Genomic DNA, 14,391 nt, shown 5'->3' with positions numbered 1-14,391 from the left:
TAAAATTCAACTCAATTAAGCGTACTAACTTAAAGTCTGAACCTACGGCTTTTTGCCGCGCGGGCCTGTCATGGACAGCGTCTTATAACCTTGGGCCACCGCGTTCGGAGGTGCGGTTAACATCACAAATGTGGCGAAAATGTGTTCGCTATGAATATGATCTGAACTTAGCACAGTTCTGCCCCAAAACAATAGACTATAGCTAGAGTTCATGGGGGTGGCGTGTCGTAGTTAATGCGATTTATATTGACAGGACTTTGTGAGTATAAATTGCTTTGTCTTTTCGGTTTGCCTGATTTTTATTGTTGGGCTGTTCTGTATTCGTCGCGCGTTGGTCAATTTAATGGCCTGTTAATAAAGTTTTAAACGAAAGATGTGGGTGATTTTTACCGTATTGAGAGATGTGGCTATCCACAGGGACGGTAAATGGCCTTGATCTCTATGAGGAAATTCGGCGGGGCCGCGTGAGAGCGAATACATGTCAATAGGCCGTGTGCGGAAGGGTGGGTGCAAAAGGAGCGCGGTTGAAACATTTTGTGTTGGCACCTTTCATTTTTATTTTAAAAAGCTACATTGTGTTCATGACACGTTCTCATCCCATCGCGCCGTTCGTCGTTTCAGATATGGCCCCGTCCGGCTTTTCGGATCATTCGGGGGCGTTTGCGGCTGATTTTGCCCATCCTGCCACCTGGGTACCGCATAAGCCGGAGCGGCCCGATAAGTCTGAGGGCGGTAAGCGCTTTCGGCTGAATGCGCCCTATGAACCGGCCGGTGACCAACCAACGGCGATTGCCGATCTGCTGGCGGGGATTGAGGGCCATGAACGCGATCAGGTGCTGCTGGGGGTGACTGGCTCCGGCAAAACCTTCACCATGGCCAAGATCATCGAGCAGACCCAGCGTCCGGCCCTGATCATGGCGCACAACAAGACGCTGGCCGCGCAGCTTTATAGTGAGTTCAAGGCGTTCTTTCCCGATAACGCCGTCGAATATTTCGTCTCCTACTACGACTATTACCAGCCCGAAGCCTACGTCCCGCGTACCGACACCTATATCGAAAAGGATTCGTCGATTAACGAGCAGATCGACCGGATGCGGCACTCAGCGACGCGGGCGATTCTGGAGCGCGATGACGTGATCATTGTGGCGTCGGTGTCGTGCATCTACGGCATCGGTTCGGTCGAAACCTATACCGCCATGACCTTTGAGCTGAAGGTCGGGCAAATCATCGATGAGGCGCAACTGCGCGCCGATCTGGTGGCCTTGCAATATAAGCGTAACGACATGGCCTTTGAGCGCGGCAGTTTCAGGCGGCGCGGGGATGTCATCGAAATCTTTCCGGCCCACTACGAAGACCGGGCCTGGCGGATTTCGCTGTTTGGCGATGAGATCGAGGCCCTGACTGAGTTTGATCCGCTGACGGGCAAAAAAACCGCCGACCTGAACGACCTGAAGGTCTATGCCGCCAGCCACTATGTCACCCCGCGCCCGACGCTTAAGCAAGCCATCGACCGTATCAAGGCCGAACTTAAACTTCGGCTGGATCAGTTGCGGGCCGAGGGTAAGCTTTTGGAGGCTCAGCGCCTTGAACAGCGCACGACCTTTGACCTTGAGATGATGGAGGCAACCGGCGCCTGCGCGGGCATCGAGAACTATTCACGCTACCTGACCGGCCGTAATCCGGGCGATCCGCCGCCGACCTTTTTTGAATATCTGCCGGAAAACGCGCTGCTGTTCGTCGACGAAAGCCATGTCTCGGTCTCGCAGATCGGCGGCATGTATAAGGGCGACTTTGCGCGCAAATCGACCCTGTCGGAATATGGCTTCCGGCTACCGTCGTGTCTGGATAACCGGCCGCTCAAGTTCGAGGAATGGGACGCCATGCGCCCGCAGTCGGTCTATGTGTCGGCCACCCCCGGCAAGTGGGAGATGGAGCGCACCCAGGGCGTCTTTGCCGAGCAGGTCATTCGCCCGACCGGCCTGATTGATCCGCCGGTTGAGATCCGTCCGGTGTCCAAAGATGGTGCCAATCAGGTTGATGATGTGATCGCCGAAGTCCGCAACGTCGCCAAAATGGGTTATCGGTCATTGGTCACGGTTCTGACCAAGAAGATGGCGGAGAATCTGACCGAATATATGCACGAGCAGGGCATCCGCGTGCGCTACATGCACTCCGACATCGACACGCTGGAGCGGATTGAGATTATTCGCGATCTGCGACTGGGGGCGTTTGATGTGCTGATCGGCATCAACCTGCTGCGGGAAGGGCTCGATATCCCGGAATGTGGGTTTGTGGCGATACTGGACGCCGACAAAGAAGGGTTCCTGCGCTCTGAGACTTCTCTGATCCAGACGATCGGGCGGGCGGCGCGGAATGTTGATGGCCGGGTTATTCTCTATGCCGACAAGATGACCGGCTCGATGGAGCGGGCTCTGTCTGAGACCACCCGCCGTCGTGAGAAGCAACTGGCCTATAATACGGAACACGGCATCACGCCGGAAAGTGTGAAGCGCGGCATCGCTGATATCCTCGATAGCCCCTATGAAAAAGGCGACCGGGTCAATGTGCCGATGGGTGTGGCCGAAAAAGACACCAAGCCGTTTCTGGGCTCCAACTTTCAGGCGACGCTCAAAGACCTTGAAAACCGGATGCGAGAAGCGGCCAGCAATCTGGAGTTCGAGGAAGCTGCTCGCCTGCGCGATGAGGTCAAGCGACTTAAGCTGCTCGATCTGGAGTTTGCACGCGATATGATCAGCGGCGGGGAAGGGTAAGCTATTATACTGTGACTATGTGGCCACTATGGCTGTGCATAAGTCATATGCCTATCGCTTTTTGATGACCGATTGGGGCTTTATTTGCGCGCTGATGTGTGTTCGCTGTTCGTGTAAATATAAGTAAATAACAAGGGCGTGATCACAGCTTAGCTGTCGCAAAATGTCACACCGCTGAGACTTAAATGTGCTAATGTGGCACGAAAAGGGAAAAACGCTGTCGAGTTGGGGCAAAATGACATTTTAAGCGTGGCCCGACCTGTGCATAACTTCGGTCAGGTCGCTGTATCAGTGTCCGTTTGTGAAGCGTTAAACAAGGATTGTGGGGTTAAGAGGATGCGTAGAACTCGTTTAAATGTCGTGCCGCCGATCTCCAAGCCGCACGCTAAGGAAAACGGCAATGCTGTCGTCACCAATGGTCATGGCGCAAACGGGCATACCAATGGCCACAGCAATATTATTGAAGCTGGGTTCGGGGAATCCGGGTTTGGTGCGGATGTTGCACACAACGGCACTCTGGCGACGATTGCGCTTGATATGACGTCGATCAACCTGACCCCGGCAAATCTGCCTGACGTGAGTGTGACCGCCTCCATGGCCGAAACCTATCTGGCCAAGGGCGAAAGCCGCAATGAGCGTGTGCGCAAGCTTCAGGAAGAAGCCAAGCGTCTGGCGCGTGAGCAAATTCTGGAATTTGAAGTGCTGCTGGAAGCGACCGCCAAGATGGCGCTCGATATCGCTGATGGCGGGGATATCTATTCGGTCGGATCGCGCGAACTGTGTCGCCGTCTGGCTGATGAACTACCGCGCACCCTGCAAACCCTGCAAGCCATCACCAAGCGCAACTAAGGCTTTGGTGGCGTCCACTGAAAATGACTCGCTAAACGGGGAATTATTCCCTATGAAAGCGGGTCATTGTCTTGTTTGCGGAGGCTTTATGCGCGTTTCACGAAACGGTTTCGCCCTTATCGCCGCCGCATCCGTGGTCATGATTTCGCTATCTGGCTGCGGCAAAAAGGAAGAGGCGCCGCCGCCTGCGCCAGCCCCGGTGGTCGAGGCCCCCAAACCCCCACCGATGGAGCCTATGCCCGCCCGTAAGCCCGGTTTGTGGGAGACAGCCTATTCCGAAGAAGGCTCTGACGGGGAATCACTGGTCACGCGCATTTGTATTGATGCCGAAACTGATAAGCGTCTGGGTATAAACGGCAATGATTTGTCCGACGACCGCTGTGTTAAGACGGCAGTGTCGCGCATGGAAGATGAAGATGGCAAACCCTACTGGGCGATGATCGCTGAATGCGATATGGGCTCTGGCGGCAAGACCGAAATCAGCGGCAAAATCACCGGCGACTACGTGACCAAATATACGTTTACGGCCAGGTCCCAAACAACGGGCGCGGCGCTTGAGCACATGAACCGTGTGGCCAACATCACCGTTAAGGCCCGCCGTATCGGCGCCTGCTCGTCTGGCATGACCGGCGGCGACATCATTATGCCCGGCGATGTCCGTATGAACCTGCTTGATAAATCGGGATCATCTGATAGCGCCAGTCAGTAATCTGGTCTTTTATATCAACCAGCCCTTGGGGGTTGGGTACGGGCGGTTGTGGACCAGATGGTTGAAGCCGGCCACGCTGCGGCCAACCGTCCAGATAAAAACGCTGCCGAACGCCACCCAGGCCAGAAACGGGATTTTCAGGCCGGTAATCACGATCAGTCCGATCACCAGAGCAATCCCGATCCAGAAGGTGCGCTTCTGGAACTCATAATGGGATTTCAGCCAGTCGGGGGCATTGTCCTGAAACAGGTAGATCAGGGTTATCGCCAGAATTCCGGTAAAGCCAAGGCTCATCAGGAAAATGAAAAACAGCAGATAGTTGATCATCGGCACCAGACGTGGATTGCCGAAAAAGGCTTTGAGCTGGGACGCAGGTTTTTCGGACAAGGGGGCAGGTGTTTCGGAGGACATGATCACTAACTGATAAATAAGGATGTGATCAGATTAGAGCGCATTCCAAAAAGTGTGAAACGGTTTTTTGGACAAAATGCGCGTCAAAGGTATAAAAACCAAAGCGCCGCAGACGCAAGTGCTTAAACCTCCGGGATAAGCGCTAGTATATCCGTAACCCCGACATCTAGGCCCATTTGCGCTAAAAGGGTGGTGATCTGGCCGCGGTGATGGGTCTGGTGATTAAAGATATGGGTCAGGACGAGACCTAAAGTCTTATGATGAGGGTCATTGTTAACGCGACGGTAACTGAGCGGGGTTTCGAGGGCGGCTTCATCAAGGCTGTCGATATAGGTGATCATTAAGTGATCCAGCGCCTGACGGGCGGGGATGTAATCGTCAAGCCGCTCATAAAGCACCGCATTCAGACCCGACGGCATGGGGTAATCATGGATCGGGGTGAGCGCGCTGCTGGCGGCATGACCCGTCAGGCGCTTGCCCCAGATGATGTCAGCGACGATCAGATGGTTGAGCGTACCCATGACCGAGCCGAAAAACGCCCCGCGATCAGCCCACAAATCGTCATGACTAAGCGGGCGGACGGCCTCGATCAGTTTGGCGTTCATCCACTGATTATATTGCGCCAGATGGTTCAGGGCGGCTTTCTGGGTCATCGCTCAAGGACGACGGTGCAGCCAGCCTGATCGGCATCGGACAGGGCCTCGGGCTTGTTGATGGTGACTTCGACCGCGTGTGCAATCGGCAGTTCAAGCAGGTGCATGGCGATATCTTCGGCCAGAGATTCAACCAGCTTGATATGGCCGCGGGCGATGATGTCGCGGGCAAACTGGCCGACCAGTTCGTAGTTGAGAGTGTCTTTCAGACCGTGGATGGGGTGGGTGCCGACGGTAATGACGGCATCTATGATCAGGGGCTGGGTGCGGCCATGTTCGTGGTCATAGATCCCGATCGCGGCCTCAACCTTTAAACCCCGGACGAAAATCTTACGGGATTTCAGGCTCATGCGGCAGGCTCCAGATCGTTGATGCTGTGGTCAGGGCGGTGCGTCCAGGCCCCGAAGTCAAAGCTACATTCGGCCAGATCTTCGAGGGTGAGGATGACGCTGTTGGTCGGGGTTTCTTCGATCTCAAAGCGCACGCACTCGAAATCCGGCACATGGGCGGACAGGATGGCCCCCAGCTTATGATAGAGCGCCATCGCCACGGCTTCGGTGGTGGGGTCGCCTTTGATCACCAGCAGGCGCGGCAGCAGTTGCGGCTCATGCGTCCGAAAATAGCCGATCATCGGGTCGTCATGGCCAAGCTGAAAGGCATGATCGAGCGCATTGTCGACAAAGGCGTGCCAGTCGCGTTTCAGCGCCTCAAAACTCAAGGCATAGTTCCGGTCACCCCACGCAACGGCCGGAGCCGAGGGCTTGGCTTTCAGGGTCACCTTGACGAACTCATTATGGCCATGGGGCGTCATGCACTTCGACGAGGCGTCGGCGCGCAGGCGGTGGGCCATGGAAAAGCGGCGGGTGAACTGAATCTGGGGCATACTGTGCTCAAGACAGGCAAAAGGCTTGCGTTGCTAAATCCTATATAGAGCTTCATGTCAAATAATGTGAGGGTTACAGCCCCGCCATATCGGGGGTGCGCCAGTTGAGATGCTGACCGCCATCGACGCAGATCATCTGGCCTGTGACCGAAGGGGCGGTCGCAAGGTAAGCGACGGCGGCGGCGATTTCCTGCGGTGTGGTCGCTTTTTGCAGCAGGATCGCGCGGGCTTCCTGAGCGAAATCCTCGGCGCTCTGGTGGATCGACGGCAGGGTCGGACCGGGGCCAACCGCATTGACGCGGATGCGTGGGGCCAGTTCCTGCGCCAAAGTGCGTGTGGCGTGCCACAGTCCGGCCTTGGACAGACCGTAGCTGAAAAAGGGCGGGGAGGGCTTCAGCACGCGTTGATCGATGATGTTGATGATCGAGGCCCCATCAGGGATGTGGGCTTGCGCCGCAAAGGCCTGCGACAACAGCACCGGTGCCTTAAGGTTGGTATCGATGTGGGATTGCCAGCTTGCCTCGGTCATCGATCCCAGCCGGTCATCGGAAAAGACCGAGGCATTATTGACCAGAAGGCTGATCGGCCCCAGCGCTTCGGCCGCTTTGGGCAGCAGAGCCTTGACGCTTAGGGTGTCGCTCAGGTCGGCCTGAACGGCGACCGCCATGACGCCGAGCGCCGATAACTCATCAACCAGCTTACGCGCATCGTCGTCTGAGCGGCCATAATGGACGCCGATATCATAGCCATGACGGGCCAGCTCAAAGGCAATGGCGCGACCAATGCGTTTGGCGGCCCCCGTGACCAGCGCGGCTTTAGAAAGGTTAGTCAATACGGCCAAAGTCAATCAGGTTCAAAGCCACTATAAAGCCCAGAAAACAGGCCAGCACACCGATGGCTACCATCGTCATCTCCCATACATATTTGTGATTGGTGTAACCTGACCGTTTCGCTGTGACAAGCCTTGCGTCGGGTGGGTTGTCTTTTTATATGAAGATTAAAAGTAATAATAGGAAGTCGTCTGCATGGAAGACTGGAAACGCGTCGTTGAGCCCTATACACGGCCTTTGTTCTTTGCCCATTCGCGCATGACGCGGGGCAAGACCTTGGGCGTGCGCGGGCTGGTGGTCGATGAGCGCGAGCGGGTATTGCTGGTCGAGCATACCTACCTCAAGGGCTGGTGGTTGCCGGGGGGCGGGGTCGATGCTGGCGAAACGGCGGGCGATGCGGTTATCCGCGAGCTTAAGGAAGAGGCCGGGGTGATTGCGCGGGAAGCGCCGAAACTGCTGTCGGTACATTCCAATGAGCAGTTCTTTCCCGGCGATCATGTCCTGCTGTTTCGGGTCGATCAGTTTGAGGCGGGCGACATGACATCGCATGGGGAAATCAAGAATGTGGGTTTCTTTGGGATTGATGACCTGCCCGAAGATACTAATCGCGGGTCGCTCAACCGGATCAATGAAGCTATGCGGGGATTTCCGGCTGATCCGCTCTGGTAGTTATTTGATAAATCTACGAATATAACGCCGTGAGGGCACCTCAAAGCCATAGTGGGCCAGTGCCGACAGGCCTATGATGACGGCCATGCTTATGATCAACCACAGTTCCTTGGGGCCGGGCAGGGGCGGGGCGGCCTTGAACATCAGATACAGCACCGCGTCGTGGATCAGGTAAATGGCATAGGACAACAGCCCCAGCCCATGCACCCAATTGACATTGATGGCTCGTGCCACTGGCCCTTTATCGTGGCTTAGGGCCATGATCAGCACCATAAATGCGGCAATCAGCGCGATATCGCTAAACCGCCACAACAAAAGGGCGAGGATAGCCACAACCGTCGGCGTGACCCATTTGGCGCTGACGAAATCGCGCAATCGATAGGCGACCAGACCGATAAAGAATGACGCCAGACACCTGAGCATCGTCCCCGGCGCATAGGATGAGGCGATATCGAGCGGGCCGGTGCGGCGCAGAAGCTCGGTCTTGGCTAAGAAGCTTGGCCCAAAGGCGATCAGGGCCAGTACGCTTAAACTTATCACCGCACCGGCCATCGCTACGCGTTTAGGCGCGCGCAACGCCGCCCACACAAACGGCGGGAACAGAAGATACGCCATCCACTCGGTTGAAATCGACCAGGTTGGTCGCACGATTGAATTGGCCAGCCCCCACGCCTGAGTCATGGTCAGGTTGGGCAGGATGGCGCGCACAAGGTCTTCGCGGAAATAGGTCTTGCCCAGCACGGTGACGATCAGGATCGCGGTGATCACGGTCATCAACAGGTAGAGCGGATAGACCCGCGCCAGCCGCACCCACAAAAAGCGCTTATAATCTGGCCACTTAAAGCCGTCCATAAACAGCTTGCCATAGGTCAGGGCCATGACAAACCCGCTAAGGATAAAGAACAGATCGACGGAGATATAACCGTGCTTGATGAACGGCCTGATCGCGTCCGGAAAGCGGTAGTGCCCCGTCATGTGATACAGCACGACATAGATGGCCGCGATCCCGCGCAGGCCGGTCAGGGCCTTGATCTCGGATTTAATCTCAGGGTGCTCGGTCGACATTCGGCGCTTCCCTATCCGGTCTGTTTGAAATGGCAAGGGGCAAAATGCCGTGATGAGAACAAAAAGAGATTGTATTGAGCCGGTGACGACTTATTTATCACCTCACTGAGCCGCGATTCCTTATCCAGAACCTCCCCTCAAGGAGGGGAGGGAGACCATAAGCGAAGCGCAATGGAGGTGGGGTTAAGCCGTGCCCAGATTAACCCCACCTCCGGCCATGCTGGCCTCCTCCTCCCCTAAAATTAGGGGAGGTTCTAAAAGGAACAACGTTGACTATAGAGCCGCCCTTGCCAGATGAAGCCCAGAACGTGGATGAAGCGCCGATCATGCCGCCGGTTGATCTTGAGGCCGTGAATGAGCTTCTGATCGGCGGTGAGCTGATCCGCAAGGAGGCGGCGCTCGCCCCCGATAAGCCCGGCGTCTATCGGATGATCGGCACGGACTCTGAGGTTCTGTACGTCGGCAAGGCCAAATCCTTAAAAAAACGCATCCTTCAGTATGCGCAAGGCCGGTTCCACTCCAACCGCATCGCCCGCATGGTGTCGCTGACGCGCGAAATGGTGCTGGTGCGCACCGAAACCGAAGGTGAGGCGCTGTTGCTTGAGGCGCGCCTGATCAAATCGCTCAAGCCGCGCTACAACGTCCTGCTGCGCGACGATAAATCCTTTGCCGAAATTCTGGTGCGCAAGGATCACGAAGCGCCGCAGATCACCAAGCACCGCGGCTCACACAGCATCAAGGGCGAATATTATGGGCCGTTTGCCTCGACCCAGGCCGTTAATCGCACGCTAGATACCCTGCAACGGGCATTTTTGCTGCGGACCTGCACCGACAATGTCTATGCCAGCCGCACCCGGCCGTGCATGTTGCATCAGATCAAGCGCTGCTCAGCGCCCTGCACCGGTGAGATCGGCCTTGAAGCTTACGGTGAGCTGGTCAAGCAGGCTCAGACCTTTTTGAATGGCAAGAGCCGCGCGGTGATCGAAGACCTGTCCGCACGCATGATGCGGGCTTCAGAGGACATGGAGTTTGAGCGCGCCGCCCATCTGCGCGACCGGATGCGCGCCCTTAATCACGTCGTCATGTCGTCGTCGGTGGGCTTGAACGAAGCCGAAGCCGATGTCTTCGCCGTCCATGCCGAAGGCGGCTATGCCTGCGTCCAGAGCGTGTTTTACCGGGCGGGGCAGAACTGGGGCGACCGGGCCTATTTCCCGCGCGTTGATATTTCCGATTCTGAGGGCGATATCCTCGATGCCTTTTTGGGGCAGTTCTATCAGGATAAGCCGGTGCCGAAGCTGGTGCTGATCTCTCACGGTTTGAGCGAACCCGACCTTATGATGGAGGCCTTGAGCCTTAAGGCCGACCGTAAGGTGCAGATCACCTGCCCCCAGCGCGGTGAAAAGCTGGATGTCGTGCAGCACGCGCTTAATAATGCTAAGGCGGCGCTGGGGCGGCGCATGGCGGAACAGTCGGCGCAATCCAAATTGCTGCAAGGGGTGGCTGAGACCTTTGGGCTTGAGAACCCGCCGACGCGCATCGAAATCTACGATAACTCCCACCTGAGTGGCACCCATGCGGTCGGTGGTATGGTGGTGGCTGGCCCCGAAGGGTTCATTAAGGGGCAGTACCGCAAATTCACCATCCGCGACCTCGATACCGTGGCCGGTGATGACTATGCGATGATGCGTGAGGTATTCCGGCGGCGGTTCCTGCGCCTGAAAAACCGCGCGTCGGATGCCTCAGAAGACGAAGGCTTTGGCAAGCCCGATCTGGTGCTGGTTGACGGCGGTCAGGGGCAGCTTGATGCGGTGTTGGGCGTCATGGACGAACTGGGCATGAGCGATAATCAAGATCGTCGGGGTGGCCAAGGGCCCGAACCGTGACGCGGGCATGGAGCGCTTTTTCATGCCGGGGCGGTTGCCGTTCATGATGGAGCCGAAGTCGCCGGTTTTATACTACCTGCAACGCTTGCGCGATGAGGCCCACCGCTATGCCATTGGGGCCAACCGTCAGAAACGGGCCGCGGCCCTGACCAAAAACCCGCTTGATGAGATTGACGGCATCGGTGCGCGTCGTAAACGCGCCCTGCTACAGGCCTTTGGCTCAGCCCGCGAAGTGGGGGAAGCCCGCGTCGAAGACCTGATCAAGATCGAAGGCATCAATGCCGCTATGGCGCAGAAAATATATGACTATTTTCACGGCTGATACGACGGGGTTTTTACTCCGCATTCAGTTCCGGGGTCAGGAACAGCAGATAGACCGACATCCACAGGCTGCCCGCGATGACCGGCAGGGCATAGGTATGGACGATATCGGTCGATGATTTATGGACTATGACCGTCAGGGCGATCACCACCACCCACGATACCAGAAATACCCAGCCCAACCAGCTATGGTCGCGGCGCTCAGTTGATGCTTCGTTTTGAAACGGGGACATTATCGACATGATATTACCGGCCTTTTTGACTTGAAACCTGAGCCTGTGGGCGTTTGCGCGCCGAACAGGCCATTTAGTGCCTTAAGTGCATAAAGCGGGCCGCCGCCGTCCGCTTATGGGATAAACCGTCCTGATAAAGACCAATCCCGCTATCTTTATGATATACTTATAAAAATTAGGCCGGAGGATTCGCCCACAGATGGGTGTGTGCGGGCGCTATGGGTCGCAAATTAATCGATTGCGGGACATATGCCCTCTAAAGGTTGTGCGATTGTGAAACAGGCTCGCCTAAGTGAGGCATTGCCATTTGCCCCTTGAGTTAGGAGATTTTAGTGCGCTAACGCCGCCGTGGCGGTCCAATTCGCGGCTTGAGCGCTGAGTGATTAAATGCCAAAAGAACAACCAGTTTAGATCGCAGGGATTCCCCATGACCAAAGAAAACGTCAGCCCCATCCCTAATGCCATCACGGCCGTGCGTCTGGTGGTCGGGCTGGTCATGTTCGTGCTGCTGGCCGGGGCGGCGGGGGGCGTACCGTTTCTGAGCGCATACCTTACCATCGATGACCAGTTCGCCATGCAAAGATGGGCCTGCGTGGCCTTTGTGGTCGCCTCCGTGACCGACTTCGCCGACGGTTATCTGGCGCGTAAGATGCACGCGGAAACGCGCTGGGGCGCCATTCTTGATCCAATCGCCGATAAGATTCTGGTCTGCGGCACTATCCTTGGGTTGTTCGCCCTGGGCGCCCAGCCGGTGATCGCCCTGCCGACGGCGCTCATCCTGTTCCGTGAATTTGCCGTCAGCGCCCTGCGCGAAGCCGCTGCCGGACGCGGCGTGGCCGTGCCCGTGACCCTGCTGGCCAAGTGGAAAACGACTATTCAGCTTGTGGCGCTGGGCCTGTTACTCCTGACCGAAAGCTGGGCCGCCTTTGACTTCGACCCGATCCATGTGCCGATGATGTCCCTGATTTCATACGGTTTGATCTGGATCGCCGCCGCCATCACCGTCTGGACGGGCGCGGCATATTTCATCGCCGCCAAGCACGACATTTGAAATCGCGGTCTTTGGCCAGCTAATACGCAGTCTGCGCTTGCAGGTAGTTAGTCTACCTGCGGCGCTTGTCGGCTATTATCTGACTCAAATCTCACGATTTCAGCGGCGGTGCAAAAAAGGGAGGGTGATTGCGCATAAACAAACGGTAATGTGCATTACACCGATTTAATTAGACCTTTGTTGCAAAAGCTAACATGTTGAACCCAGTGAGGAAGGGGTTCTATGTCTTTAGCTTTATCTACCCTGATTTTTGAATGGCGCCGGTATCTGGCCGCCGTTATCGCCCTGGCCGTGGCCGGGCTGCTGGTTCTGGCCATGAGCGGTATGTTCATGGGCATGGCCAAGTCGTTTACCAATACTAATCGACAGGTCCCCCGCCCATATCATGGTGCTGCCGCCGCAGTCGGAAAGCCTGTTTGCCAATTCCGGTGGCCAGCCGCGCCGGATTATCCCGATGCTGTATCAGCATCCGGAAGTGGCCGAAGTCATGCCGATGAACGGAAGCTGGGCCAACTTTTCCAACTTCCCCAAGGACGGCCAGACCGCCAAGTCCGACGGGGTTCAGGTCATTGTGATCGATCCGTTCGAGGGTTCAGTGACCCTGCCTAGCGATTTCTCCGAGCCGGTCATGCAGGCTTTGCAGGAGCCCTATGCGGTCGTGCTTGACCGCTCGGTTCTAGGCAAGCTGGGCGTAGGGCTGGGCGATAAGGCCAAGATGAACGGCCAGACGGTCAACGTCCGCGCCACCGTTGATGGTTATCCGTCCATGTTCAATTCGATGGTCTTTACCTCGCGCCAGACGGCCCGCCTGCTGGGCATTGTTTACGAAGGACCACGCGTCGGCCCGCTGCTGGTCAAGGTCAAGGACCCGACCCGCGCCAAGCAGGTCGTGGCTGAGCTTAATGCCATCGGCGGCGGCCAGTTTAAGGCCTGGACCCGCGAAGATTTGTCGGTTGCCAATCAGGGCACCATGATGAAAGAAGGCGGGATTTCGATCATGATCGGCTTTGCGGTGGTCGTTGGTATCTTTATCGGTATCGTCATCACCTGGCAGACCCTTCAGGGCGCTATTCTGGCCAATATCAAGGAATTCGCCTCCCTGCGGGCCTTGGGTGTATCGATGGGCCGGTTGCGGCTGATCATTATGGAGTTGTCCCTGTGGGTAGGCATTGCGGGCCTTGGCCTGACGGCGGTGCTGGTTGCCGGTGTGGCGGCTCTGGCCAATGCGTATGCCGTGCCGATGGATTTTCCGATGAGCATCGTCATTCCGGTCGTGTTCATGCTGCTCATCATTGCCATTCTGTCGGGTCTGTTTTCGCTCGGCATCCTTAAGAAAAGCCAGCCTGCGGACTTGTTAAGATGAGTAATATTGCCATTGACGCCAAGGGGTTGTCCAAGAGTTATAAGATCGGCAAGACCAAGCAGCAGGTGCTTAACCATGTCGATTTCAACGCCTATCATGGTCAGGTGACCATGGTGATGGGACCGTCCGGGTCGGGCAAGTCGACCCTGATTGCCGCGCTGTCCGGGTTGATGAAGCCTGATGAAGGTGAGGTCATTGCTCTGGGCGAATCCCTGTGGAAGAAGAAGAAGGCTAAGATCGATAAATTCCGCCTCGATCATTGCGGGTTTATCTTTCAGGGCTTCAATCTGTTTCCGGCGCTTAACGCTACCCAGCAGGTCGAGCAGGTGCTGAAATTCTGCAAGGTCAAGGGCCCTGAGGCCCGTCAGCGTGCGATTGCGGCCCTGACCGAAGTGGGACTGGAGCACCGCCTGCGTCAGACACCGGCGGCGTTGTCGGGCGGGGAAAAGCAACGGGTCGCCATTGCGCGTGCCCTGTCGAAGAACCCGCAACTGCTGTTTGCCGATGAACCGACTTCGGCGCTCGATTCAGTCAGCGGTCAGGTGGTCATCAAGCTGCTGCACCGCGCGGCCAAGGAGCATGGGGCGGCGGTGATCTGCGTGACCCACGATCCGCGCCTTGAAGCCTATGCCGACCGCATTATTCACATGGAAGACGGTAAGATTCTGGATGACCGCCAGATTACGCCGCTCACCTGAAA

The 14,391-nt window shown here is 56.6% G+C and carries 13 protein-coding genes and 2 pseudogenes; 8 read left to right on the top strand and 7 right to left on the bottom strand.

What is annotated here, in order from left to right; translation table 11 throughout:
- The first annotated feature begins 623 nt into the window (after positions 1 to 623).
- The 3 genes from uvrB to OVA03_RS06985 all read left to right on the top strand — a co-directional run bounded on the left by uvrB (position 624) and on the right by OVA03_RS06985 (position 4,329).
- Positions 624 to 2,771 (top strand): excinuclease ABC subunit UvrB, encoded by a 2,148-nt coding sequence (gene uvrB / locus OVA03_RS06995; protein ID WP_267527688.1) that lies wholly within the window; start codon positions 624 to 626, stop codon positions 2,769 to 2,771.
- A gap of 336 nt (positions 2,772 to 3,107) precedes the next feature.
- Positions 3,108 to 3,620, top strand: a complete 513-nt coding sequence (locus OVA03_RS06990; RefSeq protein ID WP_267527412.1) for a hypothetical protein — start codon at positions 3,108 to 3,110, stop codon at positions 3,618 to 3,620.
- Between the two features lie 88 nt (positions 3,621 to 3,708).
- Positions 3,709 to 4,329 carry a DUF3617 domain-containing protein gene (locus OVA03_RS06985; RefSeq protein WP_267527411.1) on the top strand — a complete coding sequence of 207 codons (621 nt, stop codon included), beginning with the start codon at positions 3,709 to 3,711 and terminating at the stop codon, positions 4,327 to 4,329.
- A 9-nt stretch (positions 4,330 to 4,338) separates the two neighbouring features.
- Here OVA03_RS06985 and OVA03_RS06980 read toward each other — a convergent pair whose 3' ends face one another.
- The 5 genes from OVA03_RS06980 to OVA03_RS06960 all read right to left on the bottom strand — a co-directional run bounded on the left by OVA03_RS06980 (position 4,339) and on the right by OVA03_RS06960 (position 7,108).
- Positions 4,339 to 4,740, bottom strand: coding sequence for a DUF4870 family protein (locus OVA03_RS06980; RefSeq protein ID WP_267527410.1), 402 nt, complete (start codon positions 4,738 to 4,740; stop codon positions 4,339 to 4,341).
- A gap of 122 nt (positions 4,741 to 4,862) precedes the next feature.
- Positions 4,863 to 5,393, bottom strand: coding sequence for a DinB family protein (locus tag OVA03_RS06975; RefSeq protein WP_267527409.1), 531 nt, complete (start codon positions 5,391 to 5,393; stop codon positions 4,863 to 4,865).
- A complete protein-coding gene (locus tag OVA03_RS06970) occupies positions 5,390 to 5,743 on the bottom strand; it encodes a dihydroneopterin aldolase (protein WP_267527408.1) in 354 nt (117 codons plus the stop codon). The genes OVA03_RS06975 and OVA03_RS06970 overlap by 4 nt, the downstream gene beginning before the upstream one ends.
- Complete coding sequence (locus tag OVA03_RS06965; RefSeq protein WP_267527407.1) at positions 5,740 to 6,276, bottom strand: 6-pyruvoyl trahydropterin synthase family protein; 537 nt, start codon at positions 6,274 to 6,276, stop codon at positions 5,740 to 5,742. Before OVA03_RS06965 ends, OVA03_RS06970 begins: the two co-directional genes overlap by 4 nt.
- A 73-nt stretch (positions 6,277 to 6,349) precedes the next feature.
- Positions 6,350 to 7,108: an SDR family oxidoreductase gene (locus tag OVA03_RS06960; RefSeq protein WP_267527406.1), complete on the bottom strand. Its 759-nt coding sequence runs from the start codon at positions 7,106 to 7,108 to the stop codon at positions 6,350 to 6,352.
- A 193-nt stretch (positions 7,109 to 7,301) separates the two neighbouring features.
- Between OVA03_RS06960 and OVA03_RS06955 the strand changes: the two genes are divergently transcribed.
- Positions 7,302 to 7,775: an NUDIX domain-containing protein gene (locus OVA03_RS06955; RefSeq protein WP_267527405.1), complete on the top strand. Its 474-nt coding sequence runs from the start codon at positions 7,302 to 7,304 to the stop codon at positions 7,773 to 7,775.
- Here OVA03_RS06955 and OVA03_RS06950 read toward each other — a convergent pair whose 3' ends face one another.
- A complete protein-coding gene (locus OVA03_RS06950; RefSeq protein ID WP_267527404.1) occupies positions 7,776 to 8,840 on the bottom strand; it encodes an acyltransferase family protein in 1,065 nt (354 codons plus the stop codon).
- A gap of 326 nt (positions 8,841 to 9,166) precedes the next feature.
- Here OVA03_RS06950 and uvrC point away from each other — a divergent pair.
- Positions 9,167 to 11,045, top strand: a pseudogene (gene uvrC / locus OVA03_RS06945) (excinuclease ABC subunit UvrC).
- A 13-nt stretch (positions 11,046 to 11,058) separates the two neighbouring features.
- Here uvrC and OVA03_RS06940 read toward each other — a convergent pair.
- Entirely contained in the window at positions 11,059 to 11,286 is a 228-nt protein-coding gene (locus tag OVA03_RS06940) for a hypothetical protein (RefSeq protein ID WP_267527403.1), read from the bottom strand.
- A 418-nt stretch (positions 11,287 to 11,704) separates the two neighbouring features.
- Between OVA03_RS06940 and pgsA the strand changes: the two genes are divergently transcribed.
- From pgsA to OVA03_RS06925, 3 genes and pseudogenes are all read left to right on the top strand, one after another.
- Positions 11,705 to 12,328 carry a CDP-diacylglycerol--glycerol-3-phosphate 3-phosphatidyltransferase gene (gene pgsA / locus OVA03_RS06935; protein WP_189485652.1) on the top strand — a complete coding sequence of 208 codons (624 nt, stop codon included), beginning with the start codon at positions 11,705 to 11,707 and terminating at the stop codon, positions 12,326 to 12,328.
- 222 nt (positions 12,329 to 12,550) lie between these two features.
- Positions 12,551 to 13,691: pseudogene (locus OVA03_RS06930) on the top strand (ABC transporter permease).
- Positions 13,688 to 14,389, top strand: a complete 702-nt coding sequence (locus OVA03_RS06925) for an ABC transporter ATP-binding protein (protein ID WP_267527402.1) — start codon at positions 13,688 to 13,690, stop codon at positions 14,387 to 14,389. Before OVA03_RS06930 ends, OVA03_RS06925 begins: the two are co-directional and overlap by 4 nt.
- Positions 14,390 to 14,391: the final 2 nt, after the last annotated feature.

Source organism: Asticcacaulis sp. SL142 (genome assembly GCF_026625745.1).
In the GTDB taxonomy this organism is placed as follows: domain Bacteria; phylum Pseudomonadota; class Alphaproteobacteria; order Caulobacterales; family Caulobacteraceae; genus Asticcacaulis.
The sequence above is the reverse complement of the archived record's forward strand: the minus strand, read 5'-3'. Positions and strand labels throughout refer to the sequence as shown.